Here is a 23,266-nt window from a genome sequence, read left to right on the forward strand (position 1 = left end):
CCCTTCAAAATTGTTTACATCCTAAATATAGCAATTTGATGTTAGAATAACAATTAGATTGCTTAAATCAAAATAAAATAAGACCTTAGTCCTATTAAATAATATTAAGGATGATAACATGAAATATTTTGAGTTTCTTAAACGTTTACTAACGTTTAAAAAGTACCCACTCTTTAGAACTCTACCCTTTAGATACTTGCTTTTAAACATACTTTTAGTATCTATTTTAATTTCTTTACCCTACATAAGTTCTATGTTTTTGACTGCTAATACCCTGGGTGAGCTGGATGAAATTGAAAATGAAATTCCTGACTTTACCATAGAAAATGGGCAGTACCACGGCGTTGACAAAATAATTAACTTAAACGGTGACTCAGTACTATTTACTGAACAAATCAGTCAGGATAATGTTGAAGAAATTAGTGATGATGTGCTCCTTGGGTTTTTATCTGATGGTTTATATATTGCTGATTTTCAAAATGGGACGTTTTCCTATAGTTTAATCGGTGATGTAAATGATAAGGAGAGTTTAGAACATTTTATCACGACTCAGATGTCTAGTTTGTATTTCTACATTATTATGTATGCTACAATATATGTCATTGTAATATATTTCTTTGTCTTTACATTAATGTTGATACTATCATTTATATTTAGTGGATTAGCCAAGCTCGGTAATAAAAAGACAGACTATATGAACTGGTTTAAAATCGGCTCATATGCAATTTTAATACCCGCTTTAATTATTGGCATTATCCAAACGACCACAGGTTTGTTTCTCTGGCAGATATTTATTCTTGCTTTAATTCCTTTCGTGTATTATTATAAAAAGCTACCTGTGAAAAATAAAACACAAAGCTAAGGCGTCAAGGTTACATTCCACAGATTTTTTTATTATAATGAAATTATAAAATGAGTAAAATAGATTAGGGGCTTGTATATGTCTGAAATTACACATCGTACAAAAACTAGAAAAGTTAGAGTTGGCGATCTTACAATCGGCGGTGCCGATGAGATTATTATTCAAAGTATGACAACGACAAAAACACACGACGTTGAAGCAACAGTTGCACAGATTAAAGAACTTGAGGAAGCAGGTTGTCAGATTGTTCGTGTCGCATGTCCGAAAGAAGAAGATGCATTAGCGATTGCTGAAATTAAAAAGCAAATCAACATACCGCTAGTTGTCGATATACATTTTGACTACAAGTTAGCTTTACTTGCCGTTGAGGGCGGTGCGGATAAAATCCGTATTAATCCTGGTAATATTGGACGTAGAGAAAAAGTTGAAGAAGTTGTTAAAGCATGTAAGGCGAAAGGTATTCCAATTCGTATTGGTGTCAATGCCGGAAGTTTAGAAAGACACATCATTAAAAAATATGGCTACCCTACTGCTGAGGGTATGGTTGAAAGTGCCTTACATCACATTCAAATTCTAGAAGAATTAGACTTCCATGATATTATCGTTTCAATGAAAGCTTCTGATGTTAACTTAGCAATTGAAGCATATGAGAAAGCATCTAAAGCATTTGACTACCCATTACACATTGGTATCACTGAAAGTGGTACATTGTTTGCTGGTACAGTCAAGAGTGCCGCAGGTTTAGGTACAATTATTTCTAAAGGTATCGGAAATACAATGCGTATTTCATTATCTGCAGATCCTGTTGAAGAAGTAAAAGTTTGTAAGGAACTGCTGAAAACATTTGGTCTTGCATCAAATGCTGCAACACTTATTGCATGTCCGACATGTGGACGTATTGAAATTGACTTAATTTCAATTGCCAATGAAATGGAAGAGTACATCTCTACAGTAAAAGCACCACTTAAAGTTGCTGTACTTGGATGTGCTGTAAATGGTCCAGGTGAAGCACGTGAAGCTGATATCGGAATCGCAGGTGCACGTGGTGAGGGACTACTGTTCATGCATGGTAAAACAGTTAGAAAAGTTCCTGAAGAAACAATGGTAGATGAACTGAAGAAAGAGATTGACATCTTAGCTGAAGAATACCATGAGAAAAAGCGTTTAGAAAAAGAAGAATTAAAGAGTAACTCATAAAGAAAAGGTGGAGATCGATATTGATCTCCACCTTTTTATATACCATATTCTATGAATACTCAAAACTAGGCACATTTCTCGCATAGGCCATACAATTCAACTTTATGACTGTTTATAGTCAGACCACCTAATTCTTTTTGCCACTCACCAACAGGACAATAGTTAATTACTTTAGTTTCACCACATTTTTCACATATAAAGTGATGGTGATGATGATCTGTACAAGAAATTTTGTACTGCATCTCGCCTGAAAATGTTGTTTGTTCGAGTACATTAATATCATTTAAGGTATGAAGGTTACGATAGATTGTATCGTAACTAATACCTGGATATTCTTCATTCATGCTTTCCTGAATTTCTTTAGCGGATAAATACCGCTCATCCTCCATAAAAATTTCAATCATTCTAAGTCGTTTCTTTGTAACTTTAAAATTTGCCTCTTGTAACATCGCTTTATAATCATTGAGTTCTTTGTGCATTTTTAACAACTCCTACACGGTTTAATAATAAGGTAATTAGCAGGATTAAAATAGATACAAGTACTATTGTGCCTCCTGGTGAAATATCTAAATGATAACCTAAAAATAAACCTGCAATTACTGAAATCTCGCCAAAGATAATACTGACTATCATCAACTGCTTGAAACTTGAAGTTATTCTCATGGCACTTGCAACTGGTAAAGTCATCATGGCACTTACAAGTAAGATACCAACAATCCTCATCGAAGCACTGATGACAAGTGCGACGAGTACAATAAATATAATATGAATATATTTACTTAGTTTCATCACTCCGGCGTACTCCTCATCAAAGGAAATAAAGAACAACTCCTTATAAAGTAAGAAGACAAAAGCTAAAACAATAACACCAATAAGACTGATCAGTATTAAGTCATTAAAGCTTACTGCACTAATGCTACCAAACAAGTAGCCAAATAAATCTTGATTAAAGCCATTTGCTAAAGATAAAAATAAGACACTTAGAGCAATACCAAGGCTCATAATAATCGGAATGGCAATTTCTGAATAATGTTTATATAAACCCCTTAGCTTTTCTATTCCTAGAGCGCCAATGACAGAGAATATAACGCCTGAAATCACTGGATTGATGATGATATTAAAAATCGATGAAATATACACCCCGAATGCAATACCACCTAAAGCAACGTGACTTAGGGCATCGGCAATCAATGATAATCGTCTTACAACAATGAAAGTACCTAATAGTGGTGCAATTAATCCAACTATGAGCCCACTAACAAAGGAATATCTCATAAAATCATAATTTAAAATTGCTTCTATCAATTACAGCACTCCCTTTGGTGATTATGTGAAACCAACTGAAGTGGAAAACCGTAAATTTTAGATAGCTCTGCTTCACCTAGGTTTTTAAACTCTTCGTTAGTACCATGAAAATGTAAGTGCTCATTCAAACATGCCACTCGGTCTGCATTATCTACTACAACTCCAATATCATGAGTAACAAGTAAAATCGTCACATTCTCACGTTTTAATTTAAGTAAGACATTATAAAAATCTTTTACATGTTGACTATCAATACCTTCAGTAGGTTCATCCATAATTAGAACCGAAGGCTTATTGACTAGTGCCCTTGCAATAAATACACGCTGTGTTTGTCCACCAGATAAGTTAGATACATTTTGATTTTTTAAGTTCTTAATATCCAGTAACTCCAACACTTCATCTAACCGTTCATAATCTTTTTTAGAATATCTTTTAAATAATCCACGTTCTTTAGTTAAACCACTTAAGACAACTTCCTTAACCGTCGCTGGAAATCCCTTAGCATTCGCTGCTGCTTTTTGAGATACATAACCGATCTCTTGCCAGGCATTGAATGACTTCCTCTGATTGCCATTAATTAAAATTTCACCTTCTTGTAATTTATACACCCCAAGAATCAATTTTAATAAGGTAGATTTACCAGAGCCGTTTGGTCCGACTATAGCTAGAAATTCACCTTTGTTAATGGCAAGGGAAATGTGCTTTAAAGCAGGTGTCGCTTCCAATTTATCTTTATATTGAAAACTGACATTTTTAAGTTCAAATACTGGTGTTACCATATCTACACTCCTTTATCTACCTTGGTTATTATAATGGAATGGTTACGATTTGTAAATAGGAATGATTACGAAAAAACTGTACCTGGTCATAACTTGACTAAGTACAGTTTTAGTTTCTTAATTGTTTTACTCTAACTCTGCAACCGCTGGATTGATTTTAGTGAGAAGATTTGGATCAAATTCTCCACTTCTAATCATCTCAATCTCATGTTTATATGGTGCTAAGCGATTTGACTTATCTGGACCAACAAAAGGGGTTTCTAAGATTTTAGGAATATCTTTAAACTCAGGATGATTAATAATGTAAGATAAGGCATCAAAACCTAGATATCCAAATCCAAAGTTCTCATGTCTATCTTTGTGAGCGCCAACATCATTTTTAGAGTCATTCATGTGTAATACCTTAATACGGTCGATACCAATGATCTTATCAAATTCATTTAAAACACCATCGAAGTCATTCTTAATATCATAACCTGCATCGTGAACGTGGCAAGTGTCAAAAGTAACACTCAGTCTTTCATTGTTTGTGACACCGTCAATAATCTGTGCCAGTTCTTCAAATGAGCGTCCGATTTCGGTACCTTTTCCTGCCATGGTTTCTAAAGCAATTTGTACATTATTCTTATTTGTTAAGACTTCATTTAGTCCTTCAATAATTTTCTTAATCGCGGCTTCACTACCTGCACCGACGTGTGATCCTGGATGTAGGACAATCTGACTAGCTCCCAGTGCTTCAGTTCTTACTATCTCTTCTTGGAGAAAATCCACACCTAGATTAAACACATTCTCTTTTTCTATATTAGCGATGTTAATAATATAAGGTGCATGAACGACAAAGTCACTAATACCAAGTTCTGTCATCTTTTGATGCCCTTTTTCGATGTTTAAATCTTCGATTTTTTTACGTCTCGTATTTTGTGGTGCACCAGTGTAGATCATGAAAGTATTCGCGCCATAAGATGCTGCTGTTTCTACAGATTCTTCAAGCATCTTTTTACCACTCATTGATACGTGTGATCCGAGTAACATAGTTATCCACCCCTACTTATTTTCTCTTTGTTTACGTTTCTTTTCATTTCTTGATTTAGCCTTGGCGTAACGACGTCTTTCTTGACGTTCTAACTCTTCTTTTTGGTACTTAATTTTTTTCTTATAACCTGGTTTTACTTTTTTAGGACTACGTACTTTATAGTTCTGTGTCTTATTCGTTTTAGAACGGTTGGTTCTAGACTTTCTAGTTGTACGGTCCTTGATTTCTTTAAGTTCCCCACCACGTAGGTCTTCATGATTAAAGATGTAACCTTTACTTTCCAATTCATTGATTAAGTTTTCTTCAGATGGTTCATACAAGGTAATCGCGACACCAGTGTAAGTACCACGCCCTACACGCCCTGAACGGTGTGTAAAGAACTCAATTTGTTTAGGAATATCGTAGTTAATCACATGTGAAGCACCGTCGAAATCTAGGCCACGTGCTGCTAAATCACTTGCAACGACCCAGTGATATTTCAAACCTTCAATATTTTTAATTTCCTGGCTTCTTTCACGTGGTTTTAAACCACCGTGGAAAATCCCTACATTGATACCCTCTTCTTTTAAGTAGGCATACAATTCATCTGCACGCTCACGTGAGTTAGCAAAAATTAAACCGATATAAGGCGTAATGGTACGTGTCAGTTCTAATGTCTTTTCTAACTTTGAACTACCCTTAACCGGAACTAAGCTGTAGTGAATAGACGCTTTATTTTTAGGTGTGTCAATGACGATGATTTCAGTCTCGCCAATATACTTCTCTAAGAAGTGTTTTAACGGTTCTGGAATGGTCGCAGAGAAGACTAAAAATTGACTCTGGTTAGAGATGCGATTAGAAATGTAATCCACATCATCCATGAACCCTAAGTCCACCATCAAGTCTGCTTCATCAATGACAATATTATTTGCATTATGAATATCTAAAGCTTGATTGTCGATTAAATCCCTCACTCGTCTCGGTGTACCGATAACGATTTGTGGTTGCTGATTCGCTCTATCTTCATCGCGTTTTAAATCTGTACCACCGATGAAGGCTCGGACAGTCACACCTTCAAGATGTGCTATAACTTTTTTAGCCATGTTCTCTAATTGTTTGGCTAATTCTCTAGTTGGTGTTAAAATAATTGTTTGTGTAGATTTCTTTTCATGGTCAATACCTTGAATCAAGGGTAAGAGGAAAGCGTGACTTTTACCGCTACCTGTCGCAGACTGTGCAACAACGCTTTGACCTTTCATAACTTTAGGAATTACACGTTCTTGTACTAAAGTTGGATGGGTAAAACCGATTTTCTCTATTGCATTTAGCACTGTGTCATCAAATTCAAATCTTTTAAATGCTTTGGACATATTTGTCACCTGTTCCTTTCAAACTCTACATAATTATAACTAAAATTCACTAATTACGCTATAGAATTACAATAGTTGACTTGATGATTGAAAGTGAATCAAAATCAAGTATAATCTTTATTAAGGAGGAGTTTCATTTATGGATATTATTAAAATTTCACCGCGTGGGTATTGTTATGGTGTCGTTGACGCAATGGTCATTGCAAGAAACGCATCCTTAGACAAAACTCTACCGCGTCCTATATATATTCTCGGTATGATCGTACACAATAAACATGTAACGGATGCTTTTGAAGAAGAAGGTATCATTACATTAGATGGCCCAAACCGTTTAGAAATTCTAGAACAAATTGACCACGGTACAGTAATATTTACTGCACATGGGGTATCACCACAAGTTAAAGAGAGAGCCAAAGAAAAAGGTCTAGTATGCATAGATGCGACATGTCCAGACGTAGAATTCACACATGATTTAATTAGAGAAAAAACAAAAGATGATTATCATGTGATTTATATTGGTAAGAGAAATCACCCAGAACCTGAAGGTGCTGTCGGTGTTGCGCCCGGTCAAGTACACCTAATTGAAACACCTGAAGATGTAGGGAATTTACCAGATTTCCTTTCTGATAAAAAACTCATTGTTACTAACCAAACAACAATGAGTCAGTGGGACGTCAGCCACTTAATGGACGACCTTAAAACACGTTACCCACACATCGAAGTGCATAAAGAAATTTGTCTTGCAACACAAGTAAGACAAGAAGCAGTTGCTGAACAAGCAGGAGAAGCTGACTTACTTATTGTAGTCGGTGACCCTAAGAGTAATAACTCAAACCGTCTCGCACAAGTGTCTAAGGAAATTGCACATACTAATGCATACCGCATTAGTTCCTTAAATGAATTGGACAATTCTTGGTTAGAAGGCGTTGAGAAAGTTGCAATTACTGCCGGTGCTTCGACTCCGACACCGATTGTTAAAGAAGTTATTGATTACATTAAGAACTATAACATCGAAGCGCAAAAGACACCTGAATCTGTTGTACCGATGAGAAAAATCTTGCCGAAAATTAAAAATCCTACTCCAGTTAAAATTATGGAATAGTGAAATACGAAAGCGCTTGGGACAATGATCCCAAGCGCTTTTACTTTGTTATTCAAATGGATTAGTATTCACGCTTGATGCATAGACTGTGACATCACTATACTTTTCTATCAATGATTGTAAACCATCAACCATCACTATTTCTAAATAGTGTCCAGCATCTATAATATTCCATCCGGCTAGTTTTGCATCATATGCTTCATGATATTTAACGTCACCTGTAATTAAAACATCAACGTCTTTTTTAAATACATCATTTACATACGACATACCGGATCCACCGATGATTGCGACCTTGTTTATTGGATTATCATTTGCTTTAACTAGGTTAACAATCTTTCTATCCATTACGGCTTCTAGTCTGTTTACTAAATCATCAAGAGATTCCCCAAATTGAAAACTCACACCAAGTCCTTCGTTCTTATTCATATCAATAGAAATAATATCAAAAGCTGGAGTTTCAAATGGATGGTACTTATAAATTGCAGAAACGACTGCTTCAGTATCTTTAGCATCGAATATACACTCTAGGACAAATTCTTCTACATGTTCTAGCTCACCACTCTTACCTATCGTTGGATTGGCATTTTGACTCGGTTTAAATTGGCCTTGGACCTCATATTCAAAACTCACTTCAGAATATTCGCCCATCTTACCAACAGGTGCATTTTTAAGCATATTTTCCTTGAACTTCTCTTTTTCTTCACGTGTAATATTAATTCTAAGCTTTTTAAAATTTCCAGCTAGTGGCAGTAACACTTCCGTGTCTTCAAAGCCAAGTTTACATGCAATCATGTGGCTTACACCATTTGTCTGATGATCAAGATTCGTATGCATGGCTATTAGGTTAATATCATGTTTAATTAATTTTCTAATAATCTTCCCAATGCCAGATTCAGTTACAGATGATAATTTTGAAAAGATGAGTGGGTGGTGAGCAACAATAACATTAGCACCTAAGTCTATTGCTTCATCGACAGTGGATGTGTGACAATCGAGTGTGGTCAAAACACCCGTCACCTCGTTATTCATATCTCCGACAAGTAAACCTGTATTGTCCCAAGTTTCACTATCATTAAAGGGGGCTATTGTATCAAGAACTTTAAATAAATCTTTAACTGTGGTCATGATCAATCACCTCATTTAAAACTTGTAACTCTTTTTTTAGCTCAGTAATTTTACCTTTATTTTGTTCTGTTTCTTTAATACCAAGAAGAATTTTTTCAATATGTTGTTTTTCACGTTCTAAATCATCGATAAACAAATCTGTTCTTCTCACTAAGTTTAAAGGACCAAATCTCAGTTCTCTCTCACTATATGACGGCTTATCAGGACAATAATCAAAAACAATAATATCGTAAAAATGTGGACCATCTTTATATTGTCGTTCATCACTTACTTGGTAGTTAAGTATAGACATAACTTGTCTTACCTTGTAAGGGTAAGTATTTGCCTGAGCGATAATTCTTGGTTTTCCAGATACGTTTTTAAAGCCAGTCTCAATAATAGATGCAATCAGTGGTCCACCCATACCACATATTGTAATAGTATCGACTTGATCCGATTCATTTAAAATTTTTAAACCATCACCAAAGCGGACTTCAATCTTATCATCCATGTTTTTTTCTTTCACATTTTTTACTGATGAATCAAAGGGGCCCTCTACAACTTCTCCACAAATTGCAGATTGACATAACCCATTTTCAATCGCATAAATCGGTAGATATGCATGGTCTGAACCAATATCAACCAATGTATTACCAGTAATATAATCTGATACTAATCTCAATCGTTCATTTAACATAAATTCGCTCCTATACAGAAAAAGACTCTCAAGTTTTGAGAGTCTTTTAAAAATAATTATTGTTCAGAGAAGAATTGATATAAAGCAGTAAGTTCTTCATCTGCAATTTGATCAGCTGAGAATGCAGGCATTGAACCTCTACCATCACGAACTGTCGTTGTGAAAGTTTCTTCATCTAGGCTAGTACCAGCTAAAGCAGGCCCCATACCACCAGAGAAGTCTTGACCGTGACATGATGCACAGTTATCGCGAGCGATACCCTCAGCATCTACGTCACCGCTTGATGCCTCTTCGCCGCCACCTGATTCTTCTGAAGCACCTTCTTCGGATGCTACATCTTCTTCACCGTCATCAGTCGCCCCTACACCTGAAAGTAGGAAAACAAGTCCAACTCCTAAGAAGATAATCAGTAAAAATGGAATTATAGGATTTTTATTCAATTTGTTACCCCCTCAATACATGGATTTAATCTCATATTCAATTGTATCTCAATTTGTGACAAAGTCAAAACAATTTTGAGAAAAAATTACACATATTAGTCCATAAAATCTTTTAATTTTTTACTTCTTGAAGGATGTCTGAGTTTTCTTAAAGCCTTCGCTTCTATTTGACGAATTCGCTCTCTGGTAACCCCAAATACCTTACCAACTTCTTCAAGTGTTCTCGTACGTCCATCATCTAAACCAAATCGTAGACGAAGTACATTTTCTTCACGGTCCGTCAATGTTTCTAGAACATCTTCAAGCTGCTCTTTTAATAATTCATAAGCAGCATGATCGGAAGGACTTTGTGCCTCTTGGTCTTCTATAAAGTCACCAAGGTGGCTGTCATCTTCTTCACCAATTGGTGTTTCCAGTGATACAGGCTCTTGGGCAATTTTTAGAATTTCTCGAACCTTATCAGCTGGTAAATCCATCTCTTCACCGATTTCTTCAGGTGTTGGTTCACGACCTAAATCTTGTAATAATTGACGTTGAATACGGATTAATTTGTTAATCGTTTCAACCATGTGAACTGGAATACGAATTGTTCTAGCTTGGTCTGCAATTGCTCTAGTAATCGCTTGGCGAATCCACCAAGTTGCATAAGTGGAGAATTTGAAACCTTTAGTAAAGTCGAATTTCTCAACAGCCTTAATTAGACCCATATTCCCTTCTTGAATTAGGTCTAAAAATAACATGCCACGACCGACATAACGTTTAGCAATACTAACAACAAGACGTAAATTCGCTTCAGCTAGACGTGCACGTGCAACTTCGTCGCCTTCTTCAATTTTTTTGGCAAGTTCAACTTCTTCTGAAGCTGATAAGAGATCAACACGCCCAATCTCTTTTAAATACATTCTAACTGGGTCATTAATTTTAACACCTGGAGGTGCACTCATATCATGAAGATTAAGTTTCTCATCTTTATCAGATGCATCTTTTTCATTGACCATTTGAATGTCATTTTCATTTAAATCATCGAAAAATTCATCCATGGCATCGGAATCAAGTTCAAAGTTGGCAAGCTTATCGGCTACTTCTTCGTGAGAAAGTTGACCTTCTTTCTTACCCTTATCTAACAGATAAGTTTTAACCTGCTCAATGCTAGTAAAATCAATATCTTTTGTATCAGCAATAGCTGCTTTTTTGTTCGCCATATTGTGCCTCCTAGTTATAAAAAACTACATCTTATGAATTCTATTCAGTTCTATTATTTCCTGAGTGAGCTTAAGTTGTAGTTCTACATCATTGTCACGCTCTGCTAATTCCAATTGACGAGATAAAAGCTCAATTTCGTTTTCATTATTTCTTATACCACTTAAGTCTTCTAAGTAATCATTTATTTCACTCTCTGACACATCCTGATGAATCCTCATATTATCTAAGTCAATCAGTGTGTCTGTCAGTGCGCCGTCTAGATAGTTAAGGGCTAAAGAAATATCAAACACTTCATGTGTTTCAAAATAAACACAAAGTCCTCTAACTATATCATAATATGGTTGATAAGTTAAGATATTTTCATCGAGCTTTTCACTGTATGTCTTCAAGTATTCTGGGTGAGACATCATGATGCGTGTTAGATATCTTTCTTTTTTCTGCCTGAGACTTAAAGTCCTTCTATTGACTTCAGGTTCAGTATAGGTAGCTTCCTGTGTAACCATTGTTGATGGCATTCTGTTTTTAAGCGCATCTTTGTCAATATCGAAGATAGATGATATTACAGTAACCAACCGTTCTCTAGTTAGTGAATCTCTTACAAATTTTAAATCCTCAATCACTACACTTAGGTTCTGATTGATTTTCATGTCGTTGGCTCCAGCATCCGATTTAAATTTTTCCGCCTTAAATTGAAGATAGTGCTGCATCCGTTTTTCGATAAAATTCTCAAAACTCTCAGTACCGTATTTTTCTATATATTCATCAGGGTCCATTCCCTCAGGCAGTTTTTGAACGTACACATTCAGGCCTTCATGTAAGAGTGCGTCGCCGACCTTTAATGTTGCATTTTGCCCGGCCTTATCACCATCAAACATAATCGTAGTGTTTGATGACAATCGTTTTAATAAGGTCAAATTCTCTCGACTCAACTCTGTTCCCATGGTCCCAACAATATGTTGAACATTAGTCATCTTAACCTTTAGCACGTCCATATGCCCTTCCATAAGAATGACATTATCCATTTTTCTAATGTGTTTCCTTGCATCAGACAAGTTGAAGAATAGTTCTCTTTTTTTAAATATATCTGTTTCTGGTGTGTTTAAATACTTCGGTTCACTACCATCTATGCTCCGAGCTGTAAAACCAATGTGATTACCTTGATGATTCTTAATCGGAATCATAATCCGTCCGACAAATCGATCATAGTAAGAAAAATTTTCTTCATTTCTAGACAGTAGCCCTGCTTGGTAGGCCGATTCTTCATTATATCCTTGCTCTAGCAATGCATTTTTTGCAAAGTAAGACATCGCAGGAGCAAAGCCTATTTTTTCTTGTCGAATCAGGTCCGTTGTAAATCCTCTATCAAGTAAATATTGTAGAGGTTGATTTCCTTCATTCGTATTCATTAACAGATGATGATATAAGTCAGTCATATATTCATGCATCTTGATCTGTGACATATCACCTTGATCAACTTCAATTTCACCAGTTTCAATCTTAATGTCTAATGGTTCACCGAGTTTTTTTGCCGCTTCTGTAAAACTAATATTTTCAATTTCCATTAGGAATTGAAAAACATTACCACCCTTTTTACAGCCGAAACAATGTGCAATCTGTTTGTCCGGACTTACTGAAAAGGATGGTGTTTTCTCGTCATGAAACGGGCACAGACCAACATAGTTACGCCCGCGTCTCTCAAGTTTTATATAGCTTGAAACTAAGTCTATTATGTCGGTCTGTGTTCTTATGTTTTCAATTGTTTCCTCGGGTATTTTCAAATAATCACCCTCTGATATTACTTTCGCTATCTACATATCTCATGATAGCATTCGCAGTTTCTTCAATGGCCTTATCAGATACATCAATTACTGGACAGCCTATTTTTCCAATTATTTCATCAAAATAAGATAGTTCCTCATCTATTCTTGAGCCATTCGCGTACATCGCAGTATCTTTTAGGCCAAGCTGTGATAGTCTTTCTTTTCTGATTCTATTTAATGTTTCTGGATTAATTCTAAGGGCCACACACTTTTTAGGATTGACCTCAAATAATTCTTGAGGGGGTTTAACTTCTGGAACTAGTGGAACATTCATAACCTTATATTTTTTTAAGGCTAAAAATTGAGATAATGGGGTTTTCGATGTACGAGATACACCAATTAATATGATATCTGCCTTATCTAAGCCGCTCGTATCCTTGCCATCATCATATTTAACTGCAAATTCAATTGCTTCAATTTTTTTAAAGTAATCTTCGTCTAAGCGGTGGACTCTTCCCGGTTCATTTAATGGTACTTGGCCAGTTGCATTAGAGATTTCACGTATTAATGGGCCCATAACATCAATATAAGAAATTTCTTCTTGAACCATTTCAGCATCTATGTACTCTCTTAATGAAGGGGTGATTATAGTGTATACAACTAAAGCATCTTTACTTTTAGCTAAATCGATGACATCATCAATATCTTCAGTAGAGTCTACATAAGGGTAACGAATTATAATATTATCTGGAGCATCAAGATCGAATTGTGAGAGACAAGCTTTTGTGACTAGTTCACCGGTTTCTCCTACAGAGTCTGATGCAACGATTACTTTTAAGTTTGTCATATATAATCACTCCATTAAGTTTACGAATACTTTTGTAATATTAGTTTTAGTGATTCGACCGATGACTTCTAAATTATCATCTACGTCTTTAACGACTGGTAGAGAGTCAATTTGACGGTCAATAAGCTGTTTTGCTGCGTACAAAAGTGAATCATCAGCGTAACATACAGTTATATTAGGCTTTCTCATCATAATTGTACTAACCGAAGTGTTTTCAATATCACTAAAGCTCATCGTGCCTTTGAGTAAGTCTTTTCTTGAAACAACGCCTTGCAACGTTTTTACTTCGTCAATAACATACAGTGTACCAACATCCTCTAAAAACATTTTAACGATTGCATCATAGATTGTTGTTTCAGTTGTAATAACTATTGGTAAGCTTTGCACATCTTTAACGAGTAAATTATTTACCTTGAGAGAAATGACATCATTAGTTTCTTTCCCTGTATAGTAATAACCGACTCTCGGCCTAGCATCTAAAAATCCTGACATCGTTAAAATTGCCAAGTCCGGTCTCAATGTCGCTCTTGTTAAAGACAATTGTGCAGCGATATTACTTCCTGTAATGGGACCATGTTGCTTTACAATGTTTAGTATTTTTTCTTGTCGCTCATTCAGTTCCACGTTCTCACTCCCAACATAAATATTATATAATATTTATCGAGATAAAGAAATATGATCGCACTTGCATTCCAAACTAGCCGATTATATAATAGCATTAAGCGAGTTAAGGATGGTGTAAGCTTAACAACAAATTTGGCATTGAAATAACTTATAAAATAACTTTATATATAAAAGCGAGTTTTCTTACTAAATTGGGTGGAACCGCGGGCTACGCTCGTCCCTGGATAGCATATATTATTGCTGTCCAGGGATTTTTCTATATCAAAGTTAAAAATAAAAGGAGTTGCATTTATCATGAATATGGATACGATTGTAAACTTAGCAAAAACGAGAGGCTTTGTTTTCCCGGGTAGTGAAATCTACGGTGGTCTTGCAAATACTTGGGACTATGGTCCACTTGGAATCGCTCTTAAAAACAATGTTAAAAACGCATGGTGGAAAAAATTCATTCAGGAATCACCATACAATGTTGGTATTGACGCTGCCATCTTAATGAATCCTAAAACTTGGGAAGCATCAGGTCACTTAGGAAACTTTAATGACCCAATGATAGACTGTAAAAACTGTAAATCGCGTCACCGTGCAGACAAATTGATCGAAGATGTCATGCAAAAAGAAGATGACACTTTTGTTGCTGATGGTTTATCTTTCGATAGAATGAAAGAAATAATCGAAGAAAAGAACATCGTTTGCCCGACTTGTGGTGCCAACGATTATACTGAAATTCGTCAGTTTAACTTGATGTTTAAAACCTTCCAAGGTGTAACAGAAGGTTCAACAAACGAATTATTCCTCCGTCCAGAAACTGCACAAGGTATCTTTGTAAACTACAAAAATGTTCAAAGAACAATGCGTAAAAAATTACCATTTGGTATCGGACAAGTTGGTAAATCATTCCGTAATGAGATTACCCCTGGTAACTTCACTTTTAGAACACGTGAATTTGATCAGATGGAACTTGAATTCTTCTGTAAGCCAGGGACTGAAATTGAGTGGCAAAACTACTGGAAAGATTTCGCTGTTAACTGGTTAAAAGATTTAAATCTAAAAGAAGAAAACACTCGTCTTAGAGACCATGATGAAGATGAATTATCACACTACTCTAACGCAACGACTGACATAGAATATAAATTCCCATTTGGCTGGGGTGAGCTTTGGGGTATTGCAAGTCGTACAGACTTCGACCTTCGTAAGCATATGGAGCACTCTAATGAGGACTTCAATTATCATGATCCTGAAACGAACGAAAAGTATGTGCCATACTGTATCGAGCCATCACTTGGTTTAGACCGTATGACTTTAGCATTCCTATGTGATGCTTACGACGAAGAAACGCTTGAAGGTGATGAGAAACGTACAGTATTACGCTTCCACCCGACGCTTGCACCGTTTAAAGCAGCTGTTTTACCACTATCTAAGAAATTAAGCTCTGAAGCTATGGAAGTTTATTCTAAACTTGCGGGCGACTTCAACATAGAGTTCGATGAATCTCAATCAATCGGTAAACGTTACCGTCGTCAAGATGAAATTGGTACACCGTACTGTATTACATTTGACTTTGATTCATTAGAAGATAAGAAAGTGACCATCAGAGATCGTGATACGATGGAACAAACACGTATTGCAATCGACGATGTCCATGACTTCTTATCATCAAGAATCAAATATTAATAAAAGGCACCTTAGGGTGCCTTTTACATATAAGGGGGCGTCACCCGTTGAAACGATACTTATTATTATTTCTTGTTATAATCCTCTCATCGTGTTCAAACGACATAGAACCCAATTCATATTATGGTAACACCTTAAAAGATTTTGAAGCAATCAATCAAGATGGCCAAAGTTTTACACGTGATAACATGGAAAACAAGGTATGGCTCGTCAATCAGATCTTTACAAACTGTGTGACTGTTTGTCCTCCAATGACTGCCAATCTAGCCGAATTGACAACTAAGCTTAAAGATAATAATCTTACCGATGTAGGGCTGGTCAGCTTTTCTGTAGATCCAGAATACGACAGTCCAGAAATACTCAGTGAATATATCAGTTGGTACGACAAAGATGAAAGTATCGAATGGCAATTACTCACTGGCTATGACTTTGAATATATTAGAGACTATGCACTTAACAATTTTAAATCTGTCATCAAAGCACCACAAGACGGTGGCAACCAGGTTTTACATAGTACAGCCTTATATCTTGTAGACGAAGATGGTGTGCTAATAAAAGATTATTCCGGTGTAGACGTTGGAGAACAAGAATTCAATTCTGATGAAATAATTAAGGATTTAAGAAAGCTAAATTAAACATATAAACGTCCCTAGCATTAGCTAAGGACGTTATTTGTCTATTAATTTTTTACTTTTAAAATATACACCACTATATTCATCATAAAGCATCTCTATAAATCGTAGTAATTGCTTACCTATGTCTTCTGAGATATGAATACTTTTTACATCTCTAATTTTAACGTGCTTTAAATATAGTGAAAAATATAGCACCTTATTCGATATTGCAACTGCCCGTTCTAGACTTTCTTCACTTAAACAACGATTGCAGATTACACTGTGGTATTTAAATGAATAGTGACTATAGTTTTGATAATTAGACTCGCCGCAAATCGCACAAGAATCAACATTAAGTTCGCCACCGTAGGCAGGTAACATTTTAATAAGTACTAAACTTGTAACTGAATAGCGTTCATTATTATCATCTAGAAGGTCATAGGCTTTCCTTAAAAGATTGTAGTAGGCACTTTCAGCATAGTTCTCATCCAGTGCTCGACTGATAACTTCTAATATATAAGAACCATGTGTATATAGCTCAAAGTTACTATTTAAATTTGTATAACGCTCGGTCACATCAACATCATTTAAAGTACCCATACCTTTGAAACGATTATATGTAAACAGCGCTTCTAAGAAACCTTGTCTCAATACAGTAAAAGGGCTTTTCGGTTTGTTAAAGCCTCTAGCCATCAAGGGAACTTGTTCCCCACTCTCTGTTAATATTGTTATGATACGGCTAGTCTCACTGTAATTTGTCTGCCTGATCATCATGCCTGTTTGCTGATAAATCATTTACTCACCTATTTTTAATATTCTTCATCCTTATAGCCGAGTGAGCGAATAAATTGTGGTTTATTTCTCCAATCTTTCTGGACCTTAACCCATAGCTCAAGGTACACCTTACTACCCAATAAGTTTTCTATGTCACGACGCGCCTCTTGTCCGATTTCCTTAAGCATCTTACCACCCTTACCGATAACCATGCCTTTTTGTGAATCGCGTTCTACAAAGATGGTTGCCTCGACGTGGACTTTGCCACCATCATCTTGCCCTTTCATCTTCAATACTTCAACACCAATTGCATGAGGCAATTCTTGACTGAGGCGATGCAAGGCCTTTTCTCTAATCAATTCACTAACAATAAAGAACTCAGGGTGGTCTGTAATTCTATCTTTTGGATAGTACATTGGCCCTTCTGGTAAATGGGTTTCGATTACACTGAGTAGACGGTCAATGTTGTTACCCTGTAAGGCTGATATTGGGACGATATCACTAAACTCTAATTTATCTTTGTACACTTCAATTTGCTTTAATAGCTCATCTGGGTGGACAAGATCAATCTTATTTAAGACAAGAATAATCGGCGTCTTTGTATGTTTTAACATATCAATAATGTATTCATCACCGCGACCAATTTCTTCTGCAGCATTTATGATAAACAAGATGACCTCTGTCTCACGTAAAGTGTTTCTAGCAACCTTCATCATGTGTTCACCGAGCTGATGCTTAGGTTTATGGATACCAGGCGTATCAATAAAAACGATCTGACAATCATCCTTTGTATAGACTCCCTGCACCTTGTTTCTTGTTGTCTGTGGTTTATCAGACATAATTGCAACTTTTTGACCGAGTACCTTATTCATAAAGGTAGACTTGCCGACATTTGGTCGACCTATAATGCTGACGAAACCGGATTTAAACCCTCCAAAATCCATTACTCCATATCCTTTCCACTAAAACCGAGTGGTAGTAAATCATCTACTGTACGCTCGATCACTTCCCCACTTGGGCTGACTAAAAATACTGGCATGTCATCATGGCATAACTCTTTCATAACCTGTCTACAAGTACCACATGGGCTAGCAGGTTCTTTAGCATCTGTAACGACAACAATCGCCTTAAATTTTCTCTTATTATTTGCATAGGCAGTAACTAGGGCCGTTCTTTCCGCACAAATTGTTGCTGGGTAAGCAGCATTTTCAATATTAGCACCGTAAATATACTCATCTTCATCTGTAATTAGTAACGCACCGACTTTAAATTTTGAATAAGGTGTATAGGCATTATCTTTCGCCTTTAAAGCTTCTTCTAACCACTCAGATTTGAATTCCATTCGTTTCCTCCTAAAATATCTGAATTATATAAGGTATAAACACAGTAAAACCAATCACTACAGCATAAATACATGCAAGCACTACAGCAAAAGCTGCAACGTCTTTAGCGTATTTTGCAAATAAATTATAAGAATCTGTCGATAAATCTACAGCGTATTCAATAGCCGTATTCAATGCTTCAACTATTAAAACCATAAAGATTGCTGAAGTGACAAATAACCATTCGACCTTAGATATATTAAAACAGAATCCAAAGCCGATCACTAGTGCTGCAATGATTAAATGAACTAAAAAATTATAATCTTTTTTTAGTAATCGGTACAATCCCTGGAGAGGATACTTAAATCGACTAGGATTAATCTCTTGTCACTCCAAAGGCAGTTAATATTTCTTCTTGTTTTCCATTCATTTCTTTTTCCTCATCGCTCTCCATGTGATCGTAGCCAAGCAAATGTAGAAATCCGTGTAAGCTTAAAAATAACAACTCTCTACGGTAGGAATGACCGTAATCTTCTGCTTGTTCTTTAGCACGGTCTGTAGAAATAATAATATCACCCAATGTACGTGGTGCATCTTCATGAATTAAGTTGAGTTCATCTTCTTCAAGTGCAAAGGAAATCACATCTGTAATACTGTCCTTGTCACGGTAGTCACGATTAATATCTTTAATCTCTTCATTAGATACGAAAGATACCGACACTTCTGCAGGCCCTTCTTCTTTTAAATGTTTATACGCAAATGATAAGAGGTCACTAATATCGTTTTGTTCTTCAGTTGTAACAAAACTACCTTCATCGATGAAATCTACATTAATCATAAGTTCGCATCCTTTTCGTAGGCAACTATAATCTTAGAAACAAGTGGATGTCTGACAACATCACTCTCGTCCATTCGATTAATTGCAATACCTTTAATATTCTCCAATCGCTTAACAGACTCAACTAAACCACTCTTTGTAGAACCAGGTAAGTCAATTTGAGTTTCATCACCAGTGACAATCATTTTTGAACCAAATCCGAGACGTGTTAAAAACATCTTCATCTGCATCTCAGTTGTATTTTGTGCTTCATCAAGTATGACAAAGGCGTCATTCAAAGTACGTCCACGCATGTACGCTAAAGGTGCCACTTCAATAATGCCTCGCTCAATTAGACGGTCTGTTGTTTCAGCACCTAATACGGCATGTAAACCATCATACAATGGTCTTAAATATGGATCTACCTTTTCCTTTAAATCTCCTGGTAAGAATCCGAGGTTCTCCCCAGCTTCAACTGCAGGTCTTGTAAGAACAATACGTTTAACTTGGTTTTCTCTGAGCATCTGACAAGCGATTACCACAGCTAAAAAAGTTTTTCCGGTACCAGCCGGGCCAATTCCAAAAGTTAAATCGTGTTTTTTAATATTATCGACATATACTCTCTGACCTGTTGTTTTTGCTTTTATACTCTTACCTTTAGAGTCTTTAGCTATTTCTTCATTATAGAGATCTTGTAAATATTCAATGGTTTTATTTTTAGCCATCATTGCAGCAGATTGAACATCTCTAAGAGAAATACTCATTCCCCGCTGAATTATTTTTAATAAATGAAGCAACACATCTTCAACAAGTTCGACTTTTTCTTCATCTTCTCCGCTCACAGTAATTTCATTACCAAGCGTGTGAATTTTTACGTCAAACTCTTCTTCAAGATAAGTGATGTGTGAATCATTTGCGCCTATTAGAGCTTGAGCTTCATCTAGGCTATCAATATTAATAATATTAGGCATTTACAAACCCCTTTTTAAGTAGTGTTATTCTATTTAAATTTACCACTATAAAAGTACTACTGCAATTAAGAAGTCGTAAAAAAACATGCAGGTGGTTACCTGCATGTTCTTAATTACTGCTTAGATTTTGGTTTACCGAGAATTTCCGACATAATAATACCATTCACAACAGATTTAGAATCAAAACTGATATCACCACTTGTAATATCTGTTTCCTTGATTCTATCTTTATTTTGTCTATTATTTTGTCGTTCCTCAATCATATCTTTTGTAAGACCTTCATCCATTGTTATACGCTCATCATAAGCCTCAGTGAGCACTTTCTCTTTAGCTTGATTTGCTCTGTTTGAATGTCTAGAACGGTCTGTCTTACGTTTTTCATAATCAGATACATTTTGTGAAGTATTTTGACGATTGTTAGAGCGTTGAATTGTTTCTCTAGCTTGTCTTTCTGCCGTTTGTGTTCTAGACTGATTTTCAGCTCTTTTTCTAGGTTCTGTTTGAGGTTGTCCCTCTATTTCTTTCTCAAAATTCTTCATTTCCTTCTCAAAATTTTCTTGTAAGTTTTCAAAAAATCCTTTATTCTCAGTTGTTTGGTTTTGTTGATCTTGACGTCTTCTTGGTGCAGTTTTTGACTTACGATCTAATTTAGAAGGATCGATATTACGTTTTTCTTCATTCTTTTTGTTTGATTGACTACTGATGATTGAAGAAATAATACCGAGTACAATTATAACGATTGGAATTAATTCCATTACTCATCACACCCTATTCTTCGTCGTTGTAGCGTGTAGGGTTCGTCATCTTATTAATAGAGTCTCTCATACTTGTATCAGCTTCTACATTTTTAAGATTGTAGTAATCTGAAGCACTGATATTGCCATCTTCTAATGCTTGAGCAAAGGCAAGTGGTACACGTGATTCTGCTTCTACTACTTTCGCTCTCATCTCTTGAACGCGTGCTTTCATTTCTTGCTCTTGGGCAACGGCCATTGCACGACGTTCTTCGGCTTTCGCTTGTGCAATATTCTTATCTGCAACAGCTTGTTCCGTTTGTAGATCTGCCCCAATGTTCTTACCGATATCAACATCTGCAATATCAATCGAAAGAATTTCAAAGGCAGTACCTGCATCGAGACCTTTCGATAGTACAGTTTGTGAGATTTTTTCTGGGTTTTCTAGTACTTCAGCGTGTTTAGTTGAAGAACCAATTGTAGAAATGACACCCTCACCAACGCGGGCAATGATTGTTTCTTCACCAGCACCACCGACTAGACGTTCGATGTTTGCTCTAACTGTAATTCTAGCTTTAGCTTTAACCTCGATACCATCAACTGCAACACCTGCAATGAATGGTGTTTCAATAACTTTAGGGTTTACACTCATTTGTACAGCTTCAAGTACGTCACGTCCTGCAAGGTCGATTGCAGCACAACGTTCGAAAGTTAAATTGATGTCCGCACGTTGGGCAGCAATAAGCGCATCTACAACTCTGTCTACATTACCACCTGCTAAGAAGTGTGACTCAAGCTGGTTCGTTTTTAATTGAATTCCGGCTTTGTGTGCTTTAATCATTGGTTCAATTACACGTTTTGGTTTAACACGTCTTAGACGCATACCAACTAAAGTGAAAATACCAACTTTAACCCCTGCAGCAATTGCAGAAATCCATAAACCAATTGGTACAAACGATAAAATAATTGCTAGGGCGATAAAAATAACAACAATAATCAATAGTGTTATTATTGTCCCACCAGTAATAAATCCTAATGCCATATGTTTCTCTCCTTTGTTTTACTATTCTTCTAACGGTCTAACGACAACTCTAGTACCTTCTACATAAATAATTTTCACCTTTACTCCACTCGCGATATAGGCGCCTTCAGCTACTGCATCAATCCGTTCATCACCGTGTCTGATTGTTCCAGAAGGTCTTAGAACGGTATGAGTAACCGCCTCTTCACCAACTAGGTGAGAGCGATCATCAAACGATGTATAACCTGACTCCTTATCAGTTGCATCATCTAAAATGAGCTTACTTAAAAAAGGTATTCTTCTTTTCTTATGTTTCACAAATATCACCCACTCTACTACTGCTAATATAAGTATTACAGCTAAGAAAACGGCATATAAACCGGGATCTATGCTTACAACCAAAATACTCGCAGCAAATAAAATTACACCAAATATTCCTAGAATCATGCCGATCACAAAAAATTCTACAAGAATTAAAAATGCACTCAGCAAAATAAGAATTAAAGCAGTATAATTTCCACTACCTGTAAGAAAGTGACCTGTAAAGAATACAAATATTGAAATGACACTTAAGACACCAATAATATTAATTCTTTCAGAAAAGAGTTGGTAGATTACACCGAGGAAGAACAATGCTAATAATAGAAATGCGATGGGTGGTGATGTAATAATATCTACATAGTTGTTCAATATATTATAAATGTTAGATAAATACACATTAACCATGCACATCCCTCCTACTTTCGATTATACATGACAATTATGGAATTGCGATAATAAAACAAAAAAACAGCGTACATTTTTGTACGCTGTTTTATATATCACTTATCAGAGGGAAGAGTGATATTACTTGAACTTACGCTTACGCGCAGCTTCAGATTTTTTCTTACGTCTTACACTAGGTTTTTCGTAATGCTCTCTTTTACGTGCTTCTTGTAGAGTACCGCTTTTAGAAACTGTACGCTTAAAACGTCGTAAAGCATCTTCTAGTGGTTCGTTCTGTTTAACAACAGTTTTTGACATGTGTTTTCCCTCCC

At 36.0% G+C, this 23,266-nt stretch carries 27 protein-coding genes; 5 read left to right on the plus strand and 22 right to left on the minus strand.

Annotation, left to right across the window (positions count from 1 at the left end):
* Window positions 1-118 precede the first annotated feature (118 nt).
* Window positions 119-862: a DUF1189 family protein gene (locus tag JEM45_RS02360; RefSeq protein ID WP_198687682.1), complete on the plus strand. Its 744-nt coding sequence runs from the start codon at window positions 119-121 to the stop codon at window positions 860-862.
* A 78-nt stretch (window positions 863-940) separates the two neighbouring features.
* Window positions 941-2,059 carry a flavodoxin-dependent (E)-4-hydroxy-3-methylbut-2-enyl-diphosphate synthase gene (ispG, locus tag JEM45_RS02365; protein WP_026866408.1) on the plus strand — a complete coding sequence of 373 codons (1,119 nt, stop codon included), beginning with the start codon at window positions 941-943 and terminating at the stop codon, window positions 2,057-2,059.
* Between the two features lie 65 nt (window positions 2,060-2,124).
* Here ispG and JEM45_RS02370 read toward each other — a convergent pair whose 3' ends face one another.
* From JEM45_RS02370 to JEM45_RS02390, 5 genes are all read right to left on the minus strand, one after another.
* Window positions 2,125-2,538: a Fur family transcriptional regulator gene (locus JEM45_RS02370; RefSeq protein WP_026866409.1), complete on the minus strand. Its 414-nt coding sequence runs from the start codon at window positions 2,536-2,538 to the stop codon at window positions 2,125-2,127.
* A complete protein-coding gene (locus JEM45_RS02375; protein ID WP_026866410.1) occupies window positions 2,519-3,364 on the minus strand; it encodes a metal ABC transporter permease in 846 nt (281 codons plus the stop codon). Before JEM45_RS02375 ends, JEM45_RS02370 begins: the two co-directional genes overlap by 20 nt.
* Window positions 3,361-4,143, minus strand: coding sequence for a metal ABC transporter ATP-binding protein (locus tag JEM45_RS02380; RefSeq protein ID WP_198687683.1), 783 nt, complete (start codon window positions 4,141-4,143; stop codon window positions 3,361-3,363). The genes JEM45_RS02375 and JEM45_RS02380 overlap by 4 nt, the downstream gene beginning before the upstream one ends.
* A gap of 126 nt (window positions 4,144-4,269) precedes the next feature.
* Window positions 4,270-5,175: a deoxyribonuclease IV gene (locus JEM45_RS02385; RefSeq protein WP_026866412.1), complete on the minus strand. Its 906-nt coding sequence runs from the start codon at window positions 5,173-5,175 to the stop codon at window positions 4,270-4,272.
* A 12-nt stretch (window positions 5,176-5,187) separates the two neighbouring features.
* On the minus strand, window positions 5,188-6,525 hold the full coding sequence (locus JEM45_RS02390; RefSeq protein ID WP_026866413.1) for a DEAD/DEAH box helicase: 1,338 nt from the start codon (window positions 6,523-6,525) through the stop codon (window positions 5,188-5,190).
* 139 nt (window positions 6,526-6,664) lie between these two features.
* Between JEM45_RS02390 and JEM45_RS02395 the strand changes: the two genes are divergently transcribed.
* Window positions 6,665-7,627 (plus strand): 4-hydroxy-3-methylbut-2-enyl diphosphate reductase, encoded by a 963-nt coding sequence (locus JEM45_RS02395; RefSeq protein ID WP_198687684.1) that lies wholly within the window; start codon window positions 6,665-6,667, stop codon window positions 7,625-7,627.
* Between the two features lie 48 nt (window positions 7,628-7,675).
* Here the strand turns inward: JEM45_RS02395 and JEM45_RS02400 are convergent, their stop codons facing one another.
* The 7 genes from JEM45_RS02400 to JEM45_RS02430 all read right to left on the minus strand — a co-directional run bounded on the left by JEM45_RS02400 (window position 7,676) and on the right by JEM45_RS02430 (window position 14,305).
* Window positions 7,676-8,755, minus strand: coding sequence for a Nif3-like dinuclear metal center hexameric protein (locus JEM45_RS02400; RefSeq protein ID WP_198687685.1), 1,080 nt, complete (start codon window positions 8,753-8,755; stop codon window positions 7,676-7,678).
* On the minus strand, window positions 8,742-9,431 hold the full coding sequence (locus tag JEM45_RS02405; protein ID WP_198687686.1) for a tRNA (adenine(22)-N(1))-methyltransferase: 690 nt from the start codon (window positions 9,429-9,431) through the stop codon (window positions 8,742-8,744). Before JEM45_RS02405 ends, JEM45_RS02400 begins: the two co-directional genes overlap by 14 nt.
* 56 nt (window positions 9,432-9,487) lie before the next feature.
* Complete coding sequence (locus tag JEM45_RS02410) at window positions 9,488-9,871, minus strand: c-type cytochrome (RefSeq protein ID WP_026866417.1); 384 nt, start codon at window positions 9,869-9,871, stop codon at window positions 9,488-9,490.
* A gap of 95 nt (window positions 9,872-9,966) precedes the next feature.
* A complete protein-coding gene (gene rpoD, locus JEM45_RS02415; protein ID WP_026866418.1) occupies window positions 9,967-11,073 on the minus strand; it encodes an RNA polymerase sigma factor RpoD in 1,107 nt (368 codons plus the stop codon).
* A 24-nt stretch (window positions 11,074-11,097) separates the two neighbouring features.
* Window positions 11,098-12,852, minus strand: a complete 1,755-nt coding sequence (gene dnaG / locus JEM45_RS02420) for a DNA primase (protein WP_026866419.1) — start codon at window positions 12,850-12,852, stop codon at window positions 11,098-11,100.
* Window positions 12,853-12,856: 4 nt separating this feature from the next.
* Window positions 12,857-13,681, minus strand: coding sequence for a pyruvate, water dikinase regulatory protein (locus tag JEM45_RS02425; RefSeq protein ID WP_026866420.1), 825 nt, complete (start codon window positions 13,679-13,681; stop codon window positions 12,857-12,859).
* Between the two features lie 6 nt (window positions 13,682-13,687).
* Window positions 13,688-14,305, minus strand: a complete 618-nt coding sequence (locus JEM45_RS02430) for a transcriptional regulator CcpN (protein WP_026866421.1) — start codon at window positions 14,303-14,305, stop codon at window positions 13,688-13,690.
* Between the two features lie 294 nt (window positions 14,306-14,599).
* On the opposite strand from JEM45_RS02430, the gene JEM45_RS02435 reads away from it, so the two are divergent.
* Together JEM45_RS02435 and JEM45_RS02440 are read left to right on the plus strand one after the other, a co-directional pair.
* Window positions 14,600-15,976: a glycine--tRNA ligase gene (locus JEM45_RS02435; RefSeq protein WP_026866422.1), complete on the plus strand. Its 1,377-nt coding sequence runs from the start codon at window positions 14,600-14,602 to the stop codon at window positions 15,974-15,976.
* A 47-nt stretch (window positions 15,977-16,023) separates the two neighbouring features.
* Window positions 16,024-16,611, plus strand: coding sequence for an SCO family protein (locus tag JEM45_RS02440; protein ID WP_026866423.1), 588 nt, complete (start codon window positions 16,024-16,026; stop codon window positions 16,609-16,611).
* 33 nt (window positions 16,612-16,644) lie between these two features.
* Here JEM45_RS02440 and recO read toward each other — a convergent pair whose 3' ends face one another.
* The 10 genes from recO to rpsU all read right to left on the minus strand — a co-directional run bounded on the left by recO (window position 16,645) and on the right by rpsU (window position 23,252).
* Window positions 16,645-17,385 (minus strand): DNA repair protein RecO, encoded by a 741-nt coding sequence (gene recO, locus JEM45_RS02445; RefSeq protein ID WP_026866424.1) that lies wholly within the window; start codon window positions 17,383-17,385, stop codon window positions 16,645-16,647.
* A 14-nt stretch (window positions 17,386-17,399) separates the two neighbouring features.
* Window positions 17,400-18,308 carry a GTPase Era gene (gene era, locus JEM45_RS02450; protein WP_198687687.1) on the minus strand — a complete coding sequence of 303 codons (909 nt, stop codon included), beginning with the start codon at window positions 18,306-18,308 and terminating at the stop codon, window positions 17,400-17,402.
* On the minus strand, window positions 18,308-18,706 hold the full coding sequence (cdd, locus tag JEM45_RS02455) for a cytidine deaminase (protein ID WP_198687688.1): 399 nt from the start codon (window positions 18,704-18,706) through the stop codon (window positions 18,308-18,310). Before cdd ends, era begins: the two co-directional genes overlap by 1 nt.
* 10 nt (window positions 18,707-18,716) lie before the next feature.
* Window positions 18,717-19,067 carry a diacylglycerol kinase family protein gene (locus JEM45_RS02460; protein WP_026866427.1) on the minus strand — a complete coding sequence of 117 codons (351 nt, stop codon included), beginning with the start codon at window positions 19,065-19,067 and terminating at the stop codon, window positions 18,717-18,719.
* A complete protein-coding gene (ybeY, locus tag JEM45_RS02465) occupies window positions 19,063-19,524 on the minus strand; it encodes an rRNA maturation RNase YbeY (RefSeq protein WP_026866428.1) in 462 nt (153 codons plus the stop codon). The genes JEM45_RS02460 and ybeY overlap by 5 nt, the downstream gene beginning before the upstream one ends.
* Entirely contained in the window at window positions 19,521-20,474 is a 954-nt protein-coding gene (locus tag JEM45_RS02470; protein WP_026866429.1) for a PhoH family protein, read from the minus strand. The genes ybeY and JEM45_RS02470 overlap by 4 nt, the downstream gene beginning before the upstream one ends.
* A 113-nt stretch (window positions 20,475-20,587) precedes the next feature.
* Window positions 20,588-21,229, minus strand: a complete 642-nt coding sequence (locus JEM45_RS02475; RefSeq protein ID WP_026866430.1) for a hypothetical protein — start codon at window positions 21,227-21,229, stop codon at window positions 20,588-20,590.
* Window positions 21,230-21,242: 13 nt separating this feature from the next.
* Window positions 21,243-22,250: a flotillin-like protein FloA gene (floA, locus tag JEM45_RS02480; RefSeq protein ID WP_035856001.1), complete on the minus strand. Its 1,008-nt coding sequence runs from the start codon at window positions 22,248-22,250 to the stop codon at window positions 21,243-21,245.
* 21 nt (window positions 22,251-22,271) lie between these two features.
* Window positions 22,272-22,955, minus strand: coding sequence for an NfeD family protein (locus tag JEM45_RS02485; RefSeq protein ID WP_235678894.1), 684 nt, complete (start codon window positions 22,953-22,955; stop codon window positions 22,272-22,274).
* 120 nt (window positions 22,956-23,075) lie between these two features.
* Window positions 23,076-23,252 carry a 30S ribosomal protein S21 gene (gene rpsU / locus JEM45_RS02490; RefSeq protein ID WP_026866433.1) on the minus strand — a complete coding sequence of 59 codons (177 nt, stop codon included), beginning with the start codon at window positions 23,250-23,252 and terminating at the stop codon, window positions 23,076-23,078.
* Between the last annotated feature and the right edge of the window lie 14 nt (window positions 23,253-23,266).

Origin of the sequence: Jeotgalicoccus sp. ATCC 8456, from assembly GCF_016313225.1 — a bacterium.
Classification (GTDB): domain Bacteria; phylum Bacillota; class Bacilli; order Staphylococcales; family Salinicoccaceae; genus Jeotgalicoccus; species Jeotgalicoccus marinus.